We start from the raw sequence: 22,900 nt of genomic DNA on the forward strand, positions 1-22,900 counted from the left end.
CTTGCACCCGTTGCAAGTCATAGGAGAAGTCATAAACTTTCATTTATTTATTCTATCTTGCAAAACTTATCATATTCTCCCTCTCCATGTATTGTAAGGGATATAGCTCTTTTTTCCTATACTATAATATACTATTTATTTCACTTCTTTTCATATGCGATGTCAAATCTCTTTTCATCTCCCTATAAAATTTTTTATAGGGAGATGAAAAGAAAAATGGGACGTAATGTCCCATTTTTCATCCTTTCGTACCTCCAGCTGTTAAACCAGAAATAAAGTATTTTTGTAGTGATAGGAATAAAATTGAAATTGGGATTGCAATTAAAACTGAACCGGCTGCAAACGTTGTAAATTCATTACCAAATTTCTTCGCTACCATTTCATATAACCCAACTGCTAACGTATAATTTTCTGGTGTTCGCAAAATAATACTCGCTAAAATGAAATCTGTAAATGGACCGATGAAAGTGAATAACGCTACAACTGCTACAATCGGCTTTGCAAGTGGCATAATGATTTGCCAAAAAATACGGAAATGTCCTGCTCCATCCATACGAGCTGACTCATCCAATTCTTTCGGAATCGTATCAAAATACCCTTTCATAAGCCATGTATTCATTGGGATTGCCCCGCCTACATAAATTAAAATTAATGCAAGGTGCGTATCAATTAATCCTGTTAACTGCGCTAATACGTATAGAGCAATTAACGCTGCAAAGTTTGGAATCATTTGCAGAATTAAAAATGTTAATAAACCATTTTTTCTTCCAACAAAACGGTATCTCGAAAATGCATACGCAGTAAAACTAATTGCTAACACTGAGAAAATCATCGTTAAAACACTTACTTTTAATGTGTTTTTATACCATAGTAAATAATTACTATTCTCTAAATCTAATAACTTACGATAATGATCTAACGTTGCATTTTGCGGAATAATACTTGATCCAGATAAACTATCACCCGGATTAAACGATGAGCCAATAATCCATAATAATGGATAGAAAATGATGGCACACATTACGAAAATAACGAGATAACTTAATGAGAGACGTAACATCTTTTGTCTTTTAATATTCATTTACATCATATCCTCTTCTTGGAATGATTTTGTTCTCTTAAATTGCCATAACGCAACTGTAATAACGATTAACGATAAGATCATTGTAAGAGCTGCTGCTTTCCCGTACTGCGCCGAAGTCATCGTTAACTTATAGATCCATGAAATTAAAATATCTGTTCCACCTGCGTCTTGTCCAGCTACAGCAGGACCTCCGCCGTTAAATAGATAGATAATACTAAAGTTATTAAAGTTAAACGTATATTGCGTAATTAATATTGGTGCTGTTGCATATAAGACAAGTGGCAATGTAATTTTACGAAACTGTTGCCAAGCTGTAGCTCCATCTACTGTAGCAGCTTCATATAATTCTCCTGGAATCGATTGCAATATACCTGTAGTCATTGCAAAGACGAACGGGAATCCAAGCCACGTTTGAATCATAATTAAAGCAATCTTCGCCCAAAATGGATCTGTCATCCAAGCAATCTTTTCAATTCCGAATAAAGCTAATACTTGATTGTTAATCGCTCCAAATGTTTCATTAAACATACCAGAGAAAACAAGAATAGATACGAATGCTGGGACCGCCCACGGTAAAATGAAGATTGTTCGAATAATTGCCTTCCCTTTAATACCAGGCTGATTTACGATAATCGCTAAGAAAATACCAAGCGCAACCTGTAATGTCGTTGCAACGAATGTCCAAATAACAGTCCAAGAAAATACACTTAAAAACGTCTCTCTCCACATCGGTAATGTAAAGATATCAATAAAGTTTTTAAACCCTACCCAATCTACTAATTTAGCTGGAGGAGAATGATATAAATCATAGTTCGTAAATCCAATTAAAATTACGAAGATGATTGGAAATACAACTACAAAGATAAGTAATAGAAAACCTGGTGAAACCATTAAATATGGAAACCCTTGATCTAGTAAATTACGGTATTGTTCTTTTACAGAGTTTAACGGTGTTCCTATATCACGTTTTTTCCCGTTTTGATATGCATCATATAAATTAAATCCATATATTCCGAGTCCAAACCCGATGACGATGAGTGCCAAAATTCCTTCTACTAATAGAAAGACAGAATGGTCACGTGGAACTTCTGTACCAAGCGTTACAATTCCCCATAATCCCATATTTAATAAATCAGCAAAGGCTACAATAAATGAACCTGTTAATACTAGAAAAATAAGACCTTTTACAAATTGTTTATTATACATTTGGCCCACGCCTGGAATGATTGATAACATGGTTGCCATTTTCCTATGTTTTGAACCGTTTAAATCTTTCGCTGGCTCCATAGATGTTTGCATGTTCCTTCCCCCTTTTTTCTTCCTACTTGGAAGGGAGAGAATTCGTGCCTCTTATATTCGAGGCACGAATTTCACCTTATTTTTTATTGCTGTGGTTTGCCTCTATATTCCCTTTAATTTGCTTCACTGCATTATCAAGTGCTGCTTTTGGTGCTTCTTTATCTGTAACAACTAACTGAAGAGCGTCTCCAGCTGGTTTCCACACTTCTTGCATTTCCGGAATATTCGGCATTGGAACTCCATTTTCTGATTGAGTTGCAACTGCTTTTGCAGCTTCATTATCTTTAATAATTGGATCTTCCATTACTGATTTTACTGGAGGAATTTCTTTTGTTTTCTCAAATCGAATTTTCGCATTTTCTTCATTAGTTACCCACTCAGTGAATTTTGTAGCTAAATCATTTTGTTTAGAGAAGCTTGTTACATGCCATCCTTTTACCCCAACAAATGTTTTCATCGGTTGACCATTTGGTAATTTCGGCATTGGAGCAACACCATAATCAATTCCGTTCTTTTCCATCGCTTGGAACGCCCACGGTCCGTTCATAATAGACGCTGCTTTTCCTTCATTGAATAATCCGTCCGCAGCAGGGCCACCAGATTCACCAATAATACCTTTTGGGAATAACTTTTCTTTGTACCATTTTTGAAGATATTCAGCACCTTGTACTGCTCCACTATTATTTAATCCAACATCGCCTGCATTTGGCTTTCCGTCTTTCTCACCAAATACATATCCGCCCATACCTGCCATAAACGCGTTAGCAAAGTAGAAGTTATCTCCTAATGTTAAAAATCCGTACTTGCCATCCTTCGTAAAGTCTTTTGAGAAGTTAAACAGCTCATCCATCGTTTCTGGTGCTTTTTGCATTAATTTTTTATTGTAAATAAAAACTGGTGTTTCAATTGCTTTTGGTAAACCATATAATTTTCCGTTATATGTCTGTGCTTCTATTGATAAGTCAGTAAATTTACTCTTCACAGCATCATCTGCTTTTACTTCAGAAAGTAAGCCTTCTGTTACTGCATTTCCAATTTGATCGTGTGGCAATGTTACAACATCCGGCCCCGTCCCCGCAGGTCCATCAAGACGTAACTTCTTCACTTGATCCGTCATTTGCATTTCAACAACTTTAACTTTTACTTTATATTTTTCTTCAAAGCTTTTCACGGCTGGTTCTAAACCAACACCTTTTTTATCATCTTCCCAAACGAGAAGATCATAATCTTTCTTCTCTTTACTTGCTTCCTTTTTCCCTGAATCTTTCGGTCCACATGCAGATAACATACCGATGGACAATGCTGAAATTGTTAATAGTGATAATGCTTTCTTCATCCCAAAAAACCTCCCTAAATTCTCTATGTACCTCAGAAATTGAAAACGTTTGCATTGAATAGTTTAATAGAAGCGCAAACAATATCTCAATCTATGAAAACGTTTGCGCTATTTGTCTATCATTATACATTCTTTTATTCATTTTGCAAATATTAATTTTCAAAATAATCTCATCATACTCTTTATCCATTGACTTTACATAAAATGAATACTACTCTTATAAGCAATATTAAAGTTATGTGAAAGGAAATCGTTTGCAACATAATCTTTATTATTTCGTTTTAGGTAACAATATGTATAGAGATATTAAAGGGGGATTTTCTATATGCTTAAAGAAGCAATCTATCATAGGCCAAAAGATAATTATGCATACGCTTACGACGAAAAAACAATTCACATCCGAATACACACAAAAAGAGATGATGTTCACAGCGCCGCCCTCATCTACGGTGATCCATACGAATGGCAAGATGGGAAATGGATTACAGCGAGTACACCGATGAAAAAAACCGGATCTACTGAGTTATTTGATTATTGGTCGGTTTCAATCGAACCAAAATTTAAACGCTTACGATATGGATTCGAATTAAAAAACGACGTAGACACTCTTATTTATACAGAAAGAGGATTTTTTTCTAACATTCCAAATGACGATGTCGGTAACTTTTTCTGCTTTCCATTCATTCATGCAAAAGACGTTTTCAGGGCACCATCTTGGATTAAAGACACAGTATGGTATCAAATCTTCCCGGAACGATTCGCTAACGGGGATAGCGCATTAAATCCGGCAAACACCCTTCCTTGGGGAAGTGCAGAGCCAACTGCTACTAATTTTTTCGGGGGTGATTTCGCTGGCATTCTTCAAAATCTTGATTACCTTGTGAAGCTTGGAATCTCTGGGATTTATTTCACTCCTATTTTTAAAGCTCACTCGAATCATAAATACGACACAATTGATTACATGGAAATCGATCCACAATTTGGGACGAAAGAAACTTTTAAAGAACTCGTTGAAGCATGTCATAAACGTGGTATAAAAATAATGCTCGACGCTGTTTTTAATCATAGCGGATACTTCTTCGATAAATTTCAAGACGTGCTGAACCATGGTGAGAATTCCGCCTATAAGGATTGGTTCCATATTCATGAATTTCCAATTATAACTGAGCCGCTTCCTAATTATGATACTTTCGCATTTACACCATATATGCCTAAATTAAATACTGCTCATCCAGATGTAAAAGAGTATTTACTTGAAGTAGGTCGTTATTGGGTAAGAGAGTTCCATATAGACGGTTGGCGCCTTGATGTCGCAAATGAAGTCGATCACAGCTTTTGGAGAGCATTCCGTAGTGAAATAAAAGCATTAAATCCTGAAGTATATATTCTAGGAGAAATCTGGCATGATGCACTCCCGTGGCTACAAGGGGATCAATTTGATGCTGTAATGAGCTATCCTGTGACAAACGCCCTACTTTCTTACTTTGCTAACGAGTCCATTCATGCGAATGAATTCATGAAACAAATTACGGATTCTTTACATTCCTACTCTATGAATGTAAATGAAGCGGCATTTCATTTATTAGACAGTCATGACACACCTAGAATTTTAGCAACATGTAATGGGGATACAAATAAGTTAAAGTTACTCTATGTATTTCATCTTTCTTTCATCGGCTCTCCTTGTATTTATTACGGAGATGAAATTGGTATAGACGGCGGTATGGATCCAGCTTGTCGCAAATGTATGATTTGGGATACGAAAGAACAAGATCATCTATTATTTACACATGTACAAACATTAATTTCATTACGAAAGCAATATAAAGCATTTGGAGGACATGGTACTTTCCAATTCATCGAAGCAAATGATGAACATAATTATATTTCTTATACGAAAACATTTGAAGATGAAACTATCTTTTTCGTTTTAAATCCGACTGATAGTGAAGTTACTGCTTCACTCCCTCTCCATGTTACTGGAAAGAAAATCATTAACATTTATACAAACGAAGAATTTTCAGCGGAAGCAAGTGTATTACAAGTTACACTTCCACCGTACGGATTCTCTATTTTAAAATGGTAATAGAAAAAATCCTTATGCCAGGGTGGCATAAGGATTTTTCTTATTTCAATTTAAATACCATTGCTTCATATGGTCGTAATATAATATTTTCTATCGATACATTTTCTACGTCATAATTGTGTATTAATAACTCTAATTCGTTATAAATAATGTCCTCAGGTAATTCGAATACACATTCATCCGCAGTGAAGTTTGCAATCACCAGAAGCTTTTCTTCTCCATATGTTCTTACATAAGCAAAAATAGAAGGATTATTTTCTAGTATTAAATCGTATGATCCATACACAATAATCTCATTATTTTTACGTAACTCAATTAATTTTTTATAGTAATAAAAAATTGAGTTTTCATCTTGGATTGCATGCTCCACATTAATCTCTTTGTAATTAGGGTTTACCGCAATCCATGGCTCACCTGTTGTAAATCCAGCGTGATTCTTATCGTCCCACTGCATTGGCGTTCTAGCGTTATCTCGGCCTTTTATATAAATAGATTCCATTACTTTTTCTTTCTCTTCGCCACGGTCTACCACTTTTTCTTTATACATATTTAACGTTTCAATATCTCGATATTCATCAATTGATTGGAATCGAACGTTCGTCATTCCGATTTCTTCTCCTTGATAAATATACGGTGTTCCTTTCATCATATGAAGCACCGTCGCTAACATTTTCGCAGATTCAGTACGGTATATTCCATCATCACCAAAACGAGATACAACGCGAGGCTGATCATGGTTATTCCAATAAAGGCTATTCCATCCTGTATGCTCTAATGCTTTTTGCCACTTTGTTAAATTCTCTTTTAAAGTAAGAAGTGAACATGGTTTTACATCCCATTTCCCGCCTTCTCCTGAATCTAAATCCATATGTTCAAATTGGAATACCATTTGTAGTTCTTTTCTAGCTTCACCTGTATATAATTTAGCCTCTTCAGTCGTTACACCTGGCATTTCCCCAACCGTCATAATGTCATAATGAGACAATACTTCTTCATTCATTTCATGCAAATATTTGTGAATGTTCGGACCGTTCATAAAATGTTTATGCCCTGAAACATATCCTTCTTCATCCGTTTCAACAGCTGGTAAGCCTTCTTCTTTAGAAATAAAATTAATAACATCCATACGGAATCCATCAATTCCTTTTTCTAACCAAAACTTCATCATGCCATAAACATCTTGTCTTACCTTTGCATTATCCCAGTTTAAATCTGGTTGTTTTTTAGAAAACAGATGTAGATAATATTCGTCTGTCATTTCATCATATTGCCATGCAGAGCCACTAAACGCTGCTCCCCAGTTATTCGGCTCTTTCCCTTCATTTCCAGGACGCCACATATAATAGTCTCTATATTTATTATCTTTCGATTTACGTGATTCAATAAACCAATTATGTTCATCTGAAGTATGATTAACAACTAAGTCCATCATAAGTTTCATATTACGTTTATGCATTTCATGTAATAGTTCATCCCAGTCTTCCATTGTTCCGAACTCATTCATAATTTTACAATAATCACTTATATCATAACCATTATCATCATTTGGAGATTCATAGACTGGTGATAACCAAATTACATCAATACCCAATTCTTTTAAGTAATCTAGCTTTGAAAGAATGCCACGAAGATCCCCTATGCCATCACCGTTACTATCCATAAAACTACGAGGATAAATTTGATATACTACACTTTCTTTCCACCATTGTTTTTCCATTATGCTACCCCATTTCATCTATACTATAATTTTTTCTTTTTTAAGGCGCAAACGTTTTCATTAATGAATGATAACAGATTCTATCTTAATTTAAAATAGCGCTTACAATATTTATTCTTCTTTTTCTAAGAAAACTAGCGAAACTTACTATATTTTCTTGCGGAAATGAAAACGTTTTATTTTTTTCTAGTGTTTTTATTTCTTTTTTGAACCTATTCGTTTATAATGAACTCAAAGAAAACGTTTGCATAAATTTCTAGGGGGAAATATCATGGCAGAACTTAAATTAGAAAATATTTATAAAATATATGATAATAACGTAACAGCCGTAACAGATTTTAACTTACACATTCAAGATAAAGAATTTATCGTATTCGTCGGTCCTTCTGGATGTGGAAAATCTACCACATTACGAATGGTAGCTGGCCTTGAAGATATTTCAAAAGGAGAATTTTCAATTGATGGTAAGCTAATGAACGATGTTCCTCCAAAAGATCGAGATATCGCAATGGTCTTCCAAAACTATGCTCTTTATCCGCATATGAGTGTGTATGATAATATGGCATTCGGATTAAAACTTCGAAAAATACCGAAAGATGAAATCGATCGTCGCGTGAACGACGCAGCGAAAATTTTAGGGCTTGAACAATACTTAACTAGAAAACCAAAAGCGTTATCAGGTGGACAACGACAACGTGTTGCATTAGGAAGAGCAATTGTTCGAGACGCAAAAGTTTTCTTAATGGATGAACCATTGTCAAACTTAGATGCAAAACTACGTGTTGCAATGAGATCCGAAATTTCTAAATTACACCACCGCCTTGGCACAACGACAATTTATGTAACGCATGATCAAACCGAAGCAATGACAATGGCTTCACGTCTTGTTGTTATGAAAGATGGAAAAATCCAACAAATCGGAACTCCAAAAGAAGTATATGAAACACCTGAAAATATTTTCGTTGGTGGTTTTATCGGTTCACCCGCAATGAATTTCTTCCGCGGAAAATTAACTGAAACCGATTTCGTAATAGACAGTTCACTAAAGTTTAAAGTATCTGAAGGGAAAATGAAGTTATTACGCGAACAAGGCTATGTAAATAAAGAAATTGTTTTAGGTATTCGTCCAGAAGATATTCATGATGAACTATTATTTTTAGAAGCTTCACAATCTACTACTTTCACAACAAAAATTGAAGTTGCAGAGTTGTTAGGGGCTGAATCTATTTTATATATGAAACTTGGAAATCAAGATTTTGCGGCACGTGTTGATGCAAGACATACTTTTTCACCTGGAGATCAAATTAAACTTGCATTCGATTTAAATAAAGCGCATTTCTTTGACAGTCAAACAGAACAACGTATTCGTTAAAAAATAAAGTTCTATTATAGAACATACAAAAAAACCGTCCACATACATTGAGGGCGGTTTTCATTATTATACTAGGGCGTCTACTGTATGAAATGATTGTCCTTTCGTGCTAATAATACCGAAAATCGGTAAGTCACTAAGCACCACTTCTTCTTGCTGTTTCATAAAAGATGACGTTAATTGTTTTATCTCTATCCAAACGTCATTAATACAAAGTACATTGGAATCGTTCTCTTGTTGGCGAGAAAAAATAGAATCTATTTTATATAAACCAGCATTTTGAAAAAGCATATCAATGCGACTGAATGCATTCAAAGTAATACTGATAACGCGTTGCCAATCTCCTTGTTTTCCCATATCATAGGATACAAAAAGTGCCTCTCCGCCTAGATTCGTAATTTCTTCCACTGTTGCTTGTCCACTTTCTTGATCAATGTCCGTCACAATTACTTTTGCGCCTTGCTTAGCCAACAAAAGAGCTGTACTACGTCCAATACCGATGCCACCACCAGTTACAATGGCAACCTTTCCTGCAAGCTTCATTTTCATTACCCCTTCTATATGTCTTACCGTCATTCAGTATACTCCTTTATTAGATTAGTCCGCAAGCAGGAAAAGTTAACCTTACAAATTGTAAACGTTTACTTTTTTGTTTCTTTTTTCTTATTATTATATTGATCAAAGGTTAAACCGATAAAAATAAGAATCCCCCAAAATATTAAGCTACCTCCGGTCATTCCAAATCCCCCTTTGTTATATAACAATGTTATTTATATTCATTATACCATTAACTTAATTTTCAATCTATTAAAACGGAAAATAGGATGTTTGAATTAGCTATCGCTTCTTTAAACATCCTTCAATAACATGGCGAGTACTATATAGGAGATATCCAGCCCATATAAATTCCATTATATCAATTACATTTATCAAATTTCTAAAAAAAATAAGACTTTTTATATGCAAACAATAAAAAGTCTTATTTCACTATTATAACGTATAAATCTAAATGTTCCTTATACCAGACTCATCACTTTCGTCTTTGCAATTAAATCATGGAAACCACAATTATCTTTGCGGAATAACATCATATATACGTTACATATTAATGGAATTCCAAGTAACAATATGTTTGGTAATAACAATACAAAAAATCGTATTATTAATGTTTGTAACGTTAGTTTTTCACTTGTTAATGAAATTACTTTTGTTCTTGTTACCTTTTTACCTACTGTAGAACCGTTCCAAATAAATGGTAACAAAATAAAATATATAGCCATTAGCATGAAAGCTACCGTAAGGTCATATCTATAGTCACCAAAACTTATATTAAAACGATTGAAAATAGCACTATAGTTTCCAGTGATAACAGCTACTATCGCACCGTACATAACCGATATTAAAAACATGTCAATAAGGGAAGCACCTATGCGATTCATTACAAGCGCTGGACGATGCATCTTTAACTTCATTCTATGTCGACTCCTTCATATCCTTCTTTACCCGTTTCATCGTACCACTTCTAAAAAACATTGTAAACTAGCGTTTCTCTTACTTTTCTTGTACAATGTGTTACAACAGCACTATAAAGGAGGTTCCCATATTGAAAAGATGGATAATCCTATTTGCCGCACTCTTATTAACAGGTTGTACAGGCAATACAAACCATTTAACCTATACCATTAACGACGAATATGAACTCATACATACTTCTGGAGATGCATTTGAACTTTTCCCCTCGCAAGATGCTGTATATGCTACACAATACATCCCTGCAAAAATCACAGAAATTGCTTGGGACGATAAATACATTATCACAAAACAAATTGTGGAAAAATCAGATCCAAATAATCCCGATGCAGCAATTACAAATAAAAAAAATGAACATTATTGGATTATCGATGTAAAGCATAATAAACGATTCGGTCCTTATAATGAAAAACAATTTAACGAACAAAAAGATGCATTTAAAATTACAGTACCTTTTCAAAGTGTAGATTCATATGTGAAAGAGCTAAAAAAACAGTCAGCATAAATTTTTATGCTGACTGTTTTCGTTTACATACACACCTTACTTGGAAAGTGAGATATTGAAAGTTTGTGGCTCTTGAACAGCTTCATGAGTATCTCCTGCCGCTAAATCATCTGTTGTAAACTTAATATCCTTTACCTTCTCTTTTCCATCATCAAGTATTAAACCGATAATTCCGGCTCGTGTCTCACCAGGCTTATAATCTTCCCTTGATACACTCTTTGTCCCCACCAGTGTGTCTTCTTCATATAAAAAGTTTTGAGTCCCTACATTAAAGTGTTGTTTATCATTAATAATAACATCATTCATAGAGAAGAATTGCATGTTCTTATTTCCACTATTTTCTACCTTATATGTAATTTCGACATACCGAATCGTTTCGCTAATCTCTGTTCCACTTAACGATGCATATAATTCAGCATCTTCTTGACTCACTTTATCTCCCAATCTACGCTTTACTTCTTCAGGAGTTAATGCCGTATACACTTTCAATGTATTTTTTGCATCTTTGCTCATTTGTGATAATGAGATAACTTTAACGTCTTGTACATGAATTTTCATTGGGGCTACTTCAAATGTTTGATTCACAGAATGAATCTGTTCTAATTCAAATGTCCCCCATCCTTTTTCTTTCACTTTTTGCCCTACTTTTTTAAGCTCATGCCCACCATACTCTTTTGTTTCTGGAATAGATTCTTTCTTTTTAGGTTCTGCCTTCTTTTCTTCTTGATGGAAGCAACCACTTAACATAAGAAGAAAACTACATAAAACAAAAATACTTTTCCATGCTTTCATCATTTAATTTCTCCTAACACTATCATTCATTAATATAAAGTGAAACTTTAATCAGTGGGGGTTTTGTCCATCCCCACTGATTATCAGCCTTCACCAATCGGGCTTTTACGGGCAGTTGATCTCCCACCTAACTTCTTCGCTCCAACCGAATTTTGAGGTGGGAGTCTTACTTGCCCGGAAATAGCGGGGTAAATTAGTCCCTTGCTTTGTAAACTATAGAAACAATGAGAAGTCCACAAAACGAACTTGTCAGTCCAGATACTATTATACCCCCTATTTGGAAAATATGAAAATAGGGATCTATGAACGTATGAACGATAAATATAAGAGCTGTCACAATTATTGCCGAAACCCAATACTTCCTTTTTTCTGAAGCTATAATAATATCTTTCCCTGTTTCATCTTTATACTTCCATAGTACATATAATAGTAATAATAAACCGACACATGTACTCCCGTGTTGCATATATTTATACACTGGGATATTATATAATTCTTTTTGTAAAAATGGTATTTCCATAACGAAATAGCCTGTATTATGAGTAAAGGCATCCCAAACGACATGCGTGAGCATACCAAATAAAGCAGAATAGCAAAATACAAAGAAATTCTTCCATGTATGAAGCCCCCACCTCTCATCTACCGCATATGTATAGTAACCAGCAAATGGTTTAGGTAAATGTGTTATAAACGGCTTTTTTAAAATGTGATGATATATGTATGCGAGTAGAAATACAAGCGGTAAATTTAAATATAAGAACCCAAGCCATGTATGGCCAATGACACCATACGGTCTAAAGTGTAAAAAATATTCAAAATCAGGCGCCATACTCCCTAATATAAGAGCCGTTACTGAAATATATTGAGAACGCTTTTTCACAAAAGGAAGAACTGCTGCTGGATGCGCAAATGTAAACGGCATGTTTTGACTCCTTTTCATATTTTCAATAGAATACCATCTATCATAACGAGTGAATTGATCTTGATGCAATATTTATTTTCACATTGGAATATGATAGTTTACGTGTTATAATCCACATGAAATATTCAGAAAATAAGGAAGTATTCGCCTGTCATTAACACTTGTCTTTTTTCTTGTTCTGTTTATCTTTTGCTAAGTACATACATTAGCTTCTTTCTATGGAAGCACGACAAAATTATAAAATATATACCTGCTCTCGTTGGCTTTATGAGCGTTCTTTTCATTTTTATATGGAAAAGAATGTCTTTTGGCTGGGAAGGTCTCGGTTTTGGCGCACTTCAATATACAATTTTATTCGCAAGTTGTCTTACACTTGTATTTGCTGCTTTGTTAGAATTAAAATCCGTTATGAATTGAGGTTTATATATTGATTGACGTACCCTTTTTAAAAAATGTCACATTAAAAAAAGAAAATATCCCTAGTTTTTCCGCATACCCTTACTGTCTACCCGCTATTCGAACTTTACAATCACTAGCTTTCCACCCAAATGTAACATTCATTATTGGAGAAAACGGAACGGGTAAATCAACATTACTCGAAGCAATTGCAATTGCTTTAGGATTTAATGCAGAAGGTGGAACGAAAAATTTCCGCTTTAGCACAAACGATTCACATTCATCTTTACATGAATACCTTCGAATTTCCAAAAGTTTCAATACACCAAACGACGGTTTCTTTCTTCGCGCTGAATCATTTTATAACGTTGCTTCTTATATCGATGAAATGGATGCTGATCTAGAAGCACGCGGAAATCCAGTTATTGACTCATATGGTGGTATCTCACTACACAAACAATCCCATGGTGAATCATTCTTTTCATTATTTATGAATCGTTTTTCAGGACAAGGTTTATACATTTTAGATGAGCCTGAGGCCGCTCTATCACCAATGAGACAACTTTCCATGCTCATTCGAATGCACGAACTAGCGGAACAAGGTTCACAATTTGTTATTGCGACACACTCTCCTATTTTAATGGCTTACCCTGAATCCACTATATACTCTTTAACACAAGAAGGGATTCACGAATCTACATTAGAAGAAACCGAGCATTACCAAACGACGAAACTTTTCTTTGAAAATCGTGATCGATTATTTCATCATTTATTTGATTCTTAAAAAAAAGAAGCAGCGATTGCTGCTTCTTTTTTATAGTGCTTCTATAAATAATGCGACCCCAATACCGCCGCCGACGCATAGAGAGGCAATTCCTTTTTCTAATCCGCGTCTCTTCAATTCATGAATTAAACTTACTGTGATACGAGCTCCTGTACAACCGATTGGATGTCCAAGTCCTACACCACTACCGTTTACATTCACTTTCTCACGGTCTAATCCTAACTCTTTCTCTACAGCTAGGTATTGTGCAGCGAAAGCTTCATTAATTTCAAGTAAATCAGCATCTTCTAATGACCAATCTACTTTTTCTAATCCTTTACGAATTGCTGGTGCTGGTCCAATTCCCATAATTTTAGGATCTACTCCAGCTACTGAATATCCAACAATTCGAGCTAACGGCTGTAAGCCTTTTTCTTTCGCTTTTTCTTCACTCATTAATACTAGAACTGCACTTCCGTCATTAAGACCAGATGCATTCCCTGCAGTTACTGATCCATCTTTACGGAAAGCTGGTTTTAATCCAGCTAATTTTTCCGCTGTAATATCTGCACGTGGATGTTCATCCTTCGAAAATACAATTTCTTTTCTGCGTTCTTTTATCGTAATAGGAACAATTTGATCGTCAAAATATCCAGACTCGATTGCATTTAGCGCCAATGAATGACTACGAAGTGCAACTTCATCTTGTTCCTCTCTTGTAATTTCATATTGGTCAACTAAGTTTTCCGCTGTTTCCCCCATCATAATATGATGGATTGGATCTTCTAACACTTCCCACACCGTATCACGAATTTCTCCGTGCTGTAGACGTTGTCCCCAGCGGTGCTGTTTTAATGCATAAGGGCTTGAACTCATTGCTTCTACTCCACCTGCAATAACAACATCACTCACACCTAATTGAATTTGCATTGCAGCTGACATAATTGCTTGCATACCTGAAGAACATTGGCGTTGGATTGTATACCCCGTAACTGTGTCAGGAAATCCTGCCGCTAATGCAGCTGTTCTCGCCGTATTTGCTTCATCAGTTCTTTGAATACAATGACCTAAAATTACTTCATCAACTTCATGTGGTTCTACCCCGCCTCGTTTTACAGCTTCCTGAAGTACAGGAACAGCTAATTCTACTGGCGTTACATTTTTTAGCGCTCCCCCAAAAGTTCCAATTGGTGAACGAACTGCAGCTGTAATAACAACATTATGCATTTTGTACTTGCCCCTCTCTTATGTATCCTAGTCAGTTTTTAGGTGAAATTCCATAAGATGTATATCTATAACTATCATACTATAAACATACTAAAAAATCAAAATATTTAATATAATAAAATTAGAAGGAATTAACCTTCTATTCTGTTAATGCGTATAAGAATTTTTGCAATATCTTCTCTGTCGTTTCATTCAATTTCGGTAACTTATCTACCGGAAAATATTGAAGTTGTAACCCTTCATGATCGAGCTTTAATTCTCCACTCACATGATGTGCCTGATACAGATGAATTACATTAAAAACTTCATCTCCATTTGGATAACGAAAATAAACTTCTTTTCCTGAAAGAACACCAAGAAATTGCATTATTTTTGCACTTAGCCCCGTCTCCTCGAATAATTCTCTACGAGCAGTTTCTTCTGTCGTTTCTCCCAATTCCATTGCCCCGCCAGGCACACCCCAATCATATGTATCTGAACGATATTGAAGCAATACTTCTTGATTATCATTTAATATAATAATTGCTGACCCTACTAAAATAAGTGGTCTCGTACCAACTACTTCGCGTAACTCTTCAATATACCCCAATATGTAAACTCTCCTTTCCTCACCCTTCCTTATCATAACAAAATTCTCTTCCTTTTGTTGATGTAATTTTCAACAAAAAAGGAAGCTTTCGCTTCCTTTTTTTACCGTTATCCCGCTATTTGCGGGCGGTAAGAACCCTACCTCAAAATTCAGCGAAAGTAAAGAAGTTAGGTGGGGATCTGGCTGCCCATAAAAGCCCGATTGGTGAGGGCTGATAATCAGTGGGGGATGAAAAACCACCCCACTGATTAAAGTTTCACTTTATTTCTTAAAGCTTTCGTATTTTACAGCTTCAAAAGCTTCTTCAATTTCCTCATTGCTATAATGGACGTATGTAAAACGCCCTAATTCTACTAATCTAGCTATTTCTTGTAACGCTTTATGTTGATCATATGTTTCTTCAATTGTAATATGTACATAAAATTTCATTAATGGATGTTCATATAAAGGTTCTCCCACCTCTACATATACATCTTCAACCCCTTGCACAACTCTTACGTAACTCGCAAATTGATAAAGTGCTTCTCTGTCTGAAACGATTTTTAATGTATACATATATTCTCCCCCTTTCCTTTACTATATCAAAAAGATGACCACACTACGTTATAGAACTATGAAATTTTTTCGAATTGTAGTCTATATTTTCATGTAATAAACAAGGCGTTTATCCATACATAGCATCTTTTCCTCACATATATTATAGGAAGAATTTTTTCATTTGAGGTGTTCCTTATGGATCCATACGTTAATATATGTATTTGCATTACGCCAGGCGCTAATATTTCTGACGACCGCATCGCAAAAGATTTAGCAGTTGCAGAATCAATTTGGCATCCCATTACATTTCAAATTCAAGAAGTAATTGTGTTAAATGAGCTTTTCCGTTTTTCTGACCGTGAGATTAGTTATAAAAGTTCCATTCAGAGTCAGGAAAAATTAGCATCCTTTTTCCAAACGTGTGTAAATGAAGCTCCAGAATGTGATCTTTATATTTGTTATATTGGCAGTGATTATTTCAAAGAAACAGCAGTAATTGCCTGCGCTTATTCTTTAGCAAAACAACAGCAACTTACTGGTTACATCGTTTTAACAAACTCAGCTGCTCCAATGAAAAATATATACACCCTCGCTCACGAAATTGGTCATATTTTATTTACAAGACGGATTCACGGAAAACTTACTCATGCAGATCCTCATTCCCCAACTGGATCGGAGCACCATCCTTCTCCATCAAATCTTATGTACCCTATAGTTCCCCGCCCAGAAAACGTCCATATTCATTCCTTATTAACGAACGAACAAAAGGAACTCTCTTTACAAAGTTCTTTATTACAAAGAAAAAAACAGTAACGCCTTGTTACTGTTTAAAACAATCTATTCAAATCAATAAACCAGATTCCGGCTGCTAGAAATAAAAATAGGCAACTAAACATAAGCGTAATTCCTCTAAAAATCCTTATATAATATTTCTTTGGAAATAAATTTTTGCATATCCAAAGCAGCCCTTTTCCTATTAAACCGAAGAACAAAATATAACCCGATGTATCATCTAATAAAGTATCGAAATAGTCATCGTGTACCTTTTTCGAAAAGGTAGTATATAGCCCCAAAATCGTTAAACCTAAAAATATAATAGACAATATACCTAGAAATATACTTTGCATATTTGTTCCCCCCTTAATAAAAAATTCAGTTCGTTCACTATTAATATAAATCTAGCTTACAGTTTTTTTCTCCTCATTTTTTAAAGACCATCGCATTAATACATATAAACTTCCGTACAGAAGTAAAGGCTCTAGCATTCCCCAATATGAGTTTTGCTTCCCTAACTCTTTAAATACAAACATAATTAATAGCGGTACGATAACAGCTAATATTCCAATCCATCCAAGTATGTACGCTTCTCCAATTAATAGCACTAATAAGACAATTCCAGCTAGCATATAACTTTGCATTGTAGTTAATTGCAAGACAGGTGTCCCGTACCATTCATTCATAAACATTAATAGTACTAGTAATAAAATCGGTAGCAAAGCTGCTACATAAATAATGCTAAATTCTTTTATTTTGCTCTTAAATGATGACATCTTAAAAGCAAAAATAGTCCCCACAATAGTAATCATTAAAACAATTGGATACCCAATCAGCTGTACATTTGTTAATGTAAATTCATGATTCGGACTTCCAAATAAAATATTTGTCAGTAACCAATATCCACCAATACCAATAATCATCCCTAAAATGCTTTTTATACTCCCGCCTTTATCCTTCTCCATCTCTTTCGCTAACTCTTCCGCATACTCTTCCGCATACTCTTTTGGTGAATCACCAAATATATCATTTACTGTCTTTCCCTCTTGCTCTCCTTCTATTAAATGAAGTTCTGCATCTTCTAGAAAAGCATCCACATCCGCTTCTTTAATTCCTTTTGTTATTAAATACACTTTCGTATCAATTAAAAACTTTTCACCTTCTTTAGAAACCTTCATTATAACCCCTCCCTTATTTAAACGTTTCTTTTCTATTCGTCTTCATCATAATTTCAAGGAAAATTAAAATAAACAAACTTCCGTATAAACATATAATTTGAAATAACATTGGCACGAGATCTTCTGATGTAAATGTTTTAAACACTAACATAATAGAAAGCGGAATGATTAAATATAAGTTTTTAAACCATCCTTTAAAATACATATTTATCGCTACTGTAATAATAAAAATCCCACCACCTAATATATAACTTTGCACTTGAGTGAATGTAACCATCTTTGTAGGATATAACACATCTAATATCGTAACCGCTCCTAATAAAAACATTGGCGCTATCATGACTAAAAACCACATTAAAAACCATGTTTTTGTAAAGCTTGTTACAAAGGTCATTTTACGAAGTAAAAAATCAGGACCCATTACAGCTAAAATCAATGTAAAACTATAGCCAATGCACTGAATAAGTGAAATCTGTAAAACTCCATTATTCACTATTAAAATAGAAGCAATAACCCAAAATGCTACGATATTCATTACCGTAAAACCGATTTGCTTCCACGTTTCCTGTCTATCTCTTTCCATTACTTTTACAAGTTCATTGGCATATTCTTTCGGTGAGCTTCCGAAAATATCTTCTACACTTTTCCCATCACTCTCACCTTCTATTAAATGAAGTTCTGCATCTTCTATAAAGCTTTCAACGTCGCTTTCTTTCACACCCTTTGCTGTCAAAAACAACCTCATATCTAATAAAAAATTTCGCGCTTCACTTGATAACATTATTTTCTTCTTCCCTTCCCTTCAAGTAGACGTTCTACACTACTTTGCATCGCTTCCCAACGATCCATAAATTCATCCAGTGCTTCCTCGCCTTTTTCTGTTAATGTATAATATTTTCGCTTTGGACCAGATGGAGATTCCTTCATTACACTTGTTATTAATCCTTCCTTTTGCATTCGTATTAATAACGGATAAATACTTCCCTCACTCGCCATTGTGAAACCATACTTCGCTAGCTTTTCACTCATTTCATAACCGTATATTTCACCTTCAGAAATAATAGCAAGTAAGCAACCTTCTAAAATCCCTTTTAGCATTTGACTTGTCGACATAACTCAAATCCTCCCACTATCTTGTTTTACAAGATAGATAAGCGTAAGTATCTTGCTTTACAAAATAGTATAGCAGAGACTATTTTGCAAAACAAGATAGCTAAAGATTTTTTTCCAAATGTTTGCAGGAATTTCATTATCGCCTCTCTAAATAGAGCAATAAGAGAACTTTTATTATGAAGGAGTGTTTTTCATCATGGTTACAAATCGAGTTGTCTTTTTAACAGGTGCTGCGAGTGGTATTGGATATGAGATGGGGAATGCTTTTGCAAAAGAAGGCGCAAAAGTTGTTATTACTGATCGTCTTGAAGAGCGTGCGAAAGAAGCTGCTGAACAATTACAAAAGGAAGGATTTCAAGCTATCGGTTTAAAATGTGACGTTACATCTGAAGTAGAAATTACAGCAGCAATTTCTCAAACAGTTAATCATTTCGGTTCATTAGATATATTAATTAACAATGCAGGAATGCAACACGTTTCACCGATTGAAGATTTTCCAACTGAAAAGTTCGAGCTGCTAATCAAAATTATGCAAATCGCTCCTTTCATCGCAATTAAGCATGCCTTTCCGATTATGAAAAAACAAAAGTATGGTCGGATTATTAATGTCGCTTCCATTAATGGCCTTGTCGGATTTGCTGGAAAAGCTGCTTATAATAGTGCGAAACATGGCGTAATTGGATTAACGAAAGTGGCTGCTTTAGAGGGAGCAACTCATGGAATTACTGTAAATGCTCTTTGTCCTGGATATGTTGATACCCCTCTTGTACGAAACCAACTACAAGACTTAGCAACTACGCGAAATGTACCACTTGAAAATGTTTTAGAAGATGTTATTTATCCTCTCGTACCACAAAAGCGCTTGTTACAAGTACAAGAAATTGCGGATTATGCTATGTTTCTAGCAAGTGAAAAAGCAAAAGGCATAACTGGTCAAGCTGTTGTTATCGATGGTGGATATACTGCTCAATAAAGTGAAACTTTAATCAGTGGGGGTTTTGTTCATCCCCACTGATTATTAGCCTTCACCAATCGGGCTTTTACGGGCAGCTAATCTCCGACCTAACTTCTTTGCTCCAAGCAAATTTTGAGGTGGGAGTTTTACTGCCCGTTAATGCGGGATAGAAAATAAAGTTTGCTCTTCGCGAGCAAACTTTATTTTCTTTCTATCGCGAGGATCTTACTACTTTAGTAATTGTTTAGGGAGTTTCTCAATTGCAACAATCACTCCGTCTAATTTACTTTCAATGCGATGTAGTAAATATAGCGTTACAACAATTGGAAACCCCACATTACCTATCATCCTGATCCACTCTTCCATCTTTCTCTCCTCCCTTCATTACATAAATAAGAGGAAAAGAGATTCTTAGGCATAAAAAAACAAGCTATTTGTGATTAGCTTGTTTTTCAAATAATAATGCAATTCCCTGTTTATAATCTCCTCGTATAATACCTTTCTCGGTAATAATACCTGTAATTAATTCGTTTGGTGTTACATCAAATGCTGGATTATAAACAGTAGTTCCAACTGGTGCCACTTGTTTCCCGAAAATTTTCGTAACTTCTGTTTCGTCTCTTTCTTCAATAACAATTTCAGCGCCTGTTTGTTTCGTAGTATCAAATGTCGATAGCTGAGCTGCAACGTAAAATGGAATATCGAAATACTTTGCTAATATAGCTAAATTCATTGTTCCAATTTTATTTGCTGTATCTCCATTTGCGACAATTCGGTCCGCTCCTACAATAATCGCGTTTATTTCTTTCGTTTGAATAGCATGCGCTGCCGTATTATCTGTAATAAGCGTTACATCAATTTCCGCTTGTTTCAACTCCCAAGTCGTTAAACGTCCCCCTTGTAAAACTGGTCTTGTTTCACACGCATACGCATGTAAATGTACACCCTTTTCTTTCCCAATATAAAACGGTGCTAATGCAGTACCATATCTAGCAGTTGCGATACTTCCTGCATTACAAATTGTTAAAATTTTATCACCGTCTTTAAAACACGTTAAACCATGTTCTCCAATATTTCGGCACACCATTTCATCCTCTTGCTGAATATGAAGCGCTTCTTCTTCTAATATTTTTTGAGCTTCTTTTATTGTAGTAATCTCTCGAATAGATTCTCTCATACGATCGATTGCCCAAAATAAATTGACTGCTGTCGGGCGTGATGTTCCTAAATAGTTACAATCTCTATTAAACTTCTTTTGAAACTCATCGATATTTATAGCATCGTATTTCTTTGCCGCAAGCGCCAAACCAAACGCAGCTACAATTCCAATTGCAGGTGCCCCGCGTACTTCTAACATAATAATGCTTTTCCATACCTCTTCAATAGTCGTTAATGTTTTAAACTCAGTAATATGCGGTAGTTTTGTTTGGTTTAATACTGCAAGGGCATCACCTTTCCAACTGACAGACCTCGGAATAGTAACAATTGTACTCATGCTTTTACGCCTCCAGAAACTGTCTGTTGAAATAACGTTCGGAACAATTGAATATCAGCACTCTTAGATTCATATTTTATTAGTTCTTTTCCTAAGGATAACGCTTGCTTCTTAGCTTGAATTCTTTTTTCTTTATTTGCTATTTCATCTAAATCAGCTACATGAGCTAAGCCAATTGTTCTACGAATAAGTTCACATCCAGCAAATCCGACAGCATCAGTAAAGATATTTTGCAAAATAATTGGTAACCATTGTTTCTCTTTCGTATATGCTTCTACACCTTCTCCAATCCATAACCTCGTAAAAGCTTCTACAAAATAACTCCATGTTTTCTCTATATGGAAAAATAGTACATTTCTCTGCTCTTCTTCTCTTGATAAAGCATTTAATAATAAATTTGCAACAAATTGACCGATGTCAAATCCAAATGGACCGTACGTTGCAAACTCTGGATCAATTACTTTCGTTTCAGAAGGTGATGAAAATATACTACCAGTATGTAAATCTCCGTGTATGAGAGCCTCTTTTCTCGTCAAAAACTTATACTTATACTGTGCTACTTTTAATTTTAAAGTTTTATCACTCCACAGTTCATCAACCGCTAGTTGTAACTCTGGTTCATAATCATTTGTATCATAATGACTAAACGGATCTGTAAACACTAAATCTTCTGTAATTTTACTAAGGTCTGGGTTTACAAATGTGCCCTCTAGTACCCTCTTCTCTTCTGACTGTAAACCGAAATCTGAAGTATAAAATAAAACATGTGCTAGAAAGCGACCAATGTGCTGGGATAAAAGAGGATACTCTTCTCCGTCTATTAATCCTTTTCTTGTAATCGTTAGTCTTGATAAATCTTCTATTACTGTCACTGCCAACTCCTCATCATGACTGTATACTACCGGCACGTATTCCGGTACATACTTTGCGAAAATTTGTAATGCTTTACTTTCAATCGTCGCTCTTTTTATAGACAATGGCCAACTCTCACCAACTACTTTCGCATATGGCAGTGCTTGTTTTATTATAATAGACTTCTCTCCATCATCTAATTTGAACACGTAATTTAAATTTCCATCTCCAATTTCATGACAAACTACATTTGCTTTCTTTTCAAAATAACCGTGTTCTTTCGCATATTGTATAGCTGTTGTTTCAGTTAATGAATAATATCCCATCGTCTTCTCCCCCTTTTTTAAATTCAGAGGTTTTTCTGACGTAGAAAAACCT

25 protein-coding genes and 1 pseudogene are annotated in these 22,900 nt (G+C 35.0%); 7 read left to right on the plus strand and 19 right to left on the minus strand.

The genetic code is table 11. The features are described from left to right. Window positions 1–238 precede the first annotated feature (238 nt). The 3 genes from malD to BAU23_RS03025 form a co-directional block, all read right to left on the minus strand. Window positions 239–1,081, minus strand: a complete 843-nt coding sequence (malD, locus tag BAU23_RS03015; RefSeq protein ID WP_001022608.1) for a maltosaccharide ABC transporter permease MalD — start codon at window positions 1,079–1,081, stop codon at window positions 239–241. Beyond that, a complete protein-coding gene (gene malC, locus BAU23_RS03020; protein WP_001194979.1) occupies window positions 1,082–2,383 on the minus strand; it encodes a maltosaccharide ABC transporter permease MalC in 1,302 nt (433 codons plus the stop codon). A gap of 76 nt (window positions 2,384–2,459) precedes the next feature. Then, window positions 2,460–3,719 carry an extracellular solute-binding protein gene (locus BAU23_RS03025; RefSeq protein ID WP_000709907.1) on the minus strand — a complete coding sequence of 420 codons (1,260 nt, stop codon included), beginning with the start codon at window positions 3,717–3,719 and terminating at the stop codon, window positions 2,460–2,462. Between the two features lie 325 nt (window positions 3,720–4,044). Here BAU23_RS03025 and BAU23_RS03030 point away from each other — a divergent pair, with 325 nt between their 5' ends. Further along, on the plus strand, window positions 4,045–5,805 hold the full coding sequence (locus BAU23_RS03030) for an alpha-glycosidase (RefSeq protein WP_000910442.1): 1,761 nt from the start codon (window positions 4,045–4,047) through the stop codon (window positions 5,803–5,805). Window positions 5,806–5,845: 40 nt separating this feature from the next. Here the strand turns inward: BAU23_RS03030 and BAU23_RS03035 are convergent, their stop codons facing one another. Further along, window positions 5,846–7,522 carry a glycoside hydrolase family 13 protein gene (locus BAU23_RS03035; protein ID WP_000415217.1) on the minus strand — a complete coding sequence of 559 codons (1,677 nt, stop codon included), beginning with the start codon at window positions 7,520–7,522 and terminating at the stop codon, window positions 5,846–5,848. 271 nt (window positions 7,523–7,793) lie between these two features. Between BAU23_RS03035 and BAU23_RS03040 the strand changes: the two genes are divergently transcribed. Next, window positions 7,794–8,894 carry an ABC transporter ATP-binding protein gene (locus BAU23_RS03040; RefSeq protein ID WP_000818943.1) on the plus strand — a complete coding sequence of 367 codons (1,101 nt, stop codon included), beginning with the start codon at window positions 7,794–7,796 and terminating at the stop codon, window positions 8,892–8,894. Between the two features lie 66 nt (window positions 8,895–8,960). Here the strand turns inward: BAU23_RS03040 and BAU23_RS03045 are convergent, their stop codons facing one another. The 3 genes from BAU23_RS03045 to BAU23_RS03055 all read right to left on the minus strand — a co-directional run bounded on the left by BAU23_RS03045 (window position 8,961) and on the right by BAU23_RS03055 (window position 10,366). Continuing rightward, complete coding sequence (locus tag BAU23_RS03045; protein ID WP_000218315.1) at window positions 8,961–9,470, minus strand: SDR family NAD(P)-dependent oxidoreductase; 510 nt, start codon at window positions 9,468–9,470, stop codon at window positions 8,961–8,963. Between the two features lie 65 nt (window positions 9,471–9,535). After that, window positions 9,536–9,631, minus strand: coding sequence for a flagellar motor protein (locus BAU23_RS03050; protein WP_071733478.1), 96 nt, complete (start codon window positions 9,629–9,631; stop codon window positions 9,536–9,538). Between the two features lie 279 nt (window positions 9,632–9,910). After that, a complete protein-coding gene (locus BAU23_RS03055) occupies window positions 9,911–10,366 on the minus strand; it encodes an RDD family protein (RefSeq protein WP_000769075.1) in 456 nt (151 codons plus the stop codon). 131 nt (window positions 10,367–10,497) lie between these two features. Between BAU23_RS03055 and BAU23_RS03060 the strand changes: the two genes are divergently transcribed. After that, entirely contained in the window at window positions 10,498–10,929 is a 432-nt protein-coding gene (locus BAU23_RS03060; protein ID WP_000832854.1) for a DUF3997 domain-containing protein, read from the plus strand. 36 nt (window positions 10,930–10,965) lie between these two features. Here the strand turns inward: BAU23_RS03060 and BAU23_RS03065 are convergent, their stop codons facing one another. Beyond that, complete coding sequence (locus tag BAU23_RS03065) at window positions 10,966–11,724, minus strand: hypothetical protein (RefSeq protein ID WP_000973886.1); 759 nt, start codon at window positions 11,722–11,724, stop codon at window positions 10,966–10,968. A 190-nt stretch (window positions 11,725–11,914) separates the two neighbouring features. Beyond that, the gene (locus tag BAU23_RS03070; RefSeq protein WP_071733480.1) at window positions 11,915–12,643 is read right to left on the minus strand and encodes a DUF4184 family protein; all 729 of its coding nucleotides are present in this window, start codon (window positions 12,641–12,643) and stop codon (window positions 11,915–11,917) included. A 148-nt stretch (window positions 12,644–12,791) separates the two neighbouring features. On the opposite strand from BAU23_RS03070, the pseudogene BAU23_RS30875 reads away from it, so the two are divergent. Both BAU23_RS30875 and BAU23_RS03080 read left to right on the plus strand, forming a co-directional pair. Continuing rightward, window positions 12,792–13,060 (plus strand): annotated as a pseudogene (locus BAU23_RS30875) (hypothetical protein). A 10-nt stretch (window positions 13,061–13,070) separates the two neighbouring features. Continuing rightward, window positions 13,071–13,823, plus strand: coding sequence for an AAA family ATPase (locus BAU23_RS03080; RefSeq protein WP_000567977.1), 753 nt, complete (start codon window positions 13,071–13,073; stop codon window positions 13,821–13,823). A gap of 30 nt (window positions 13,824–13,853) precedes the next feature. On the opposite strand, the gene BAU23_RS03085 is transcribed toward BAU23_RS03080, so the two are convergent. The 3 genes from BAU23_RS03085 to BAU23_RS03095 form a co-directional block, all read right to left on the minus strand. Next, window positions 13,854–15,029 (minus strand): acetyl-CoA C-acetyltransferase, encoded by a 1,176-nt coding sequence (locus tag BAU23_RS03085; RefSeq protein ID WP_000552067.1) that lies wholly within the window; start codon window positions 15,027–15,029, stop codon window positions 13,854–13,856. Between the two features lie 139 nt (window positions 15,030–15,168). Further along, window positions 15,169–15,618 carry an NUDIX hydrolase gene (locus tag BAU23_RS03090; protein ID WP_000540508.1) on the minus strand — a complete coding sequence of 150 codons (450 nt, stop codon included), beginning with the start codon at window positions 15,616–15,618 and terminating at the stop codon, window positions 15,169–15,171. 261 nt (window positions 15,619–15,879) lie between these two features. Then, window positions 15,880–16,173, minus strand: a complete 294-nt coding sequence (locus tag BAU23_RS03095) for a DUF3928 family protein (protein WP_000288333.1) — start codon at window positions 16,171–16,173, stop codon at window positions 15,880–15,882. A gap of 177 nt (window positions 16,174–16,350) precedes the next feature. Here BAU23_RS03095 and BAU23_RS03100 point away from each other — a divergent pair, with 177 nt between their 5' ends. Then, window positions 16,351–16,968, plus strand: a complete 618-nt coding sequence (locus BAU23_RS03100; RefSeq protein WP_000371627.1) for an ImmA/IrrE family metallo-endopeptidase — start codon at window positions 16,351–16,353, stop codon at window positions 16,966–16,968. A gap of 14 nt (window positions 16,969–16,982) precedes the next feature. Here BAU23_RS03100 and BAU23_RS03105 read toward each other — a convergent pair whose 3' ends face one another. Genes BAU23_RS03105 through BAU23_RS03120 form a run of 4 tightly spaced genes read right to left on the minus strand, consistent with a single transcriptional unit; the run spans window position 16,983 to window position 19,220 of the window. Next, window positions 16,983–17,282, minus strand: coding sequence for a hypothetical protein (locus BAU23_RS03105; RefSeq protein ID WP_001190631.1), 300 nt, complete (start codon window positions 17,280–17,282; stop codon window positions 16,983–16,985). 51 nt (window positions 17,283–17,333) lie between these two features. Then, entirely contained in the window at window positions 17,334–18,107 is a 774-nt protein-coding gene (locus BAU23_RS03110; protein ID WP_071733483.1) for a DUF1129 domain-containing protein, read from the minus strand. Window positions 18,108–18,120: 13 nt separating this feature from the next. Continuing rightward, a complete protein-coding gene (locus tag BAU23_RS03115) occupies window positions 18,121–18,888 on the minus strand; it encodes a DUF1129 domain-containing protein (RefSeq protein WP_071733485.1) in 768 nt (255 codons plus the stop codon). Further along, window positions 18,888–19,220 (minus strand): PadR family transcriptional regulator, encoded by a 333-nt coding sequence (locus tag BAU23_RS03120; protein ID WP_000107977.1) that lies wholly within the window; start codon window positions 19,218–19,220, stop codon window positions 18,888–18,890. The genes BAU23_RS03115 and BAU23_RS03120 overlap by 1 nt, the downstream gene beginning before the upstream one ends. A 196-nt stretch (window positions 19,221–19,416) precedes the next feature. Between BAU23_RS03120 and BAU23_RS03125 the strand changes: the two genes are divergently transcribed. Continuing rightward, window positions 19,417–20,193 (plus strand): 3-hydroxybutyrate dehydrogenase, encoded by a 777-nt coding sequence (locus BAU23_RS03125; RefSeq protein ID WP_000258440.1) that lies wholly within the window; start codon window positions 19,417–19,419, stop codon window positions 20,191–20,193. A gap of 210 nt (window positions 20,194–20,403) precedes the next feature. Here the strand turns inward: BAU23_RS03125 and BAU23_RS03130 are convergent, their stop codons facing one another. The 3 genes from BAU23_RS03130 to mtnK form a co-directional block, all read right to left on the minus strand. Beyond that, window positions 20,404–20,541, minus strand: coding sequence for a YvrJ family protein (locus tag BAU23_RS03130; RefSeq protein WP_000393342.1), 138 nt, complete (start codon window positions 20,539–20,541; stop codon window positions 20,404–20,406). A 64-nt stretch (window positions 20,542–20,605) separates the two neighbouring features. Beyond that, window positions 20,606–21,670 carry an S-methyl-5-thioribose-1-phosphate isomerase gene (mtnA, locus tag BAU23_RS03135; protein ID WP_071733487.1) on the minus strand — a complete coding sequence of 355 codons (1,065 nt, stop codon included), beginning with the start codon at window positions 21,668–21,670 and terminating at the stop codon, window positions 20,606–20,608. Then, the gene (mtnK, locus tag BAU23_RS03140; protein WP_000542695.1) at window positions 21,667–22,848 is read right to left on the minus strand and encodes an S-methyl-5-thioribose kinase; all 1,182 of its coding nucleotides are present in this window, start codon (window positions 22,846–22,848) and stop codon (window positions 21,667–21,669) included. Before mtnK ends, mtnA begins: the two co-directional genes overlap by 4 nt. Window positions 22,849–22,900: the final 52 nt, after the last annotated feature.

Source organism: Bacillus nitratireducens (genome assembly GCF_001884135.1).
Classification (GTDB): domain Bacteria; phylum Bacillota; class Bacilli; order Bacillales; family Bacillaceae_G; genus Bacillus_A; species Bacillus_A nitratireducens.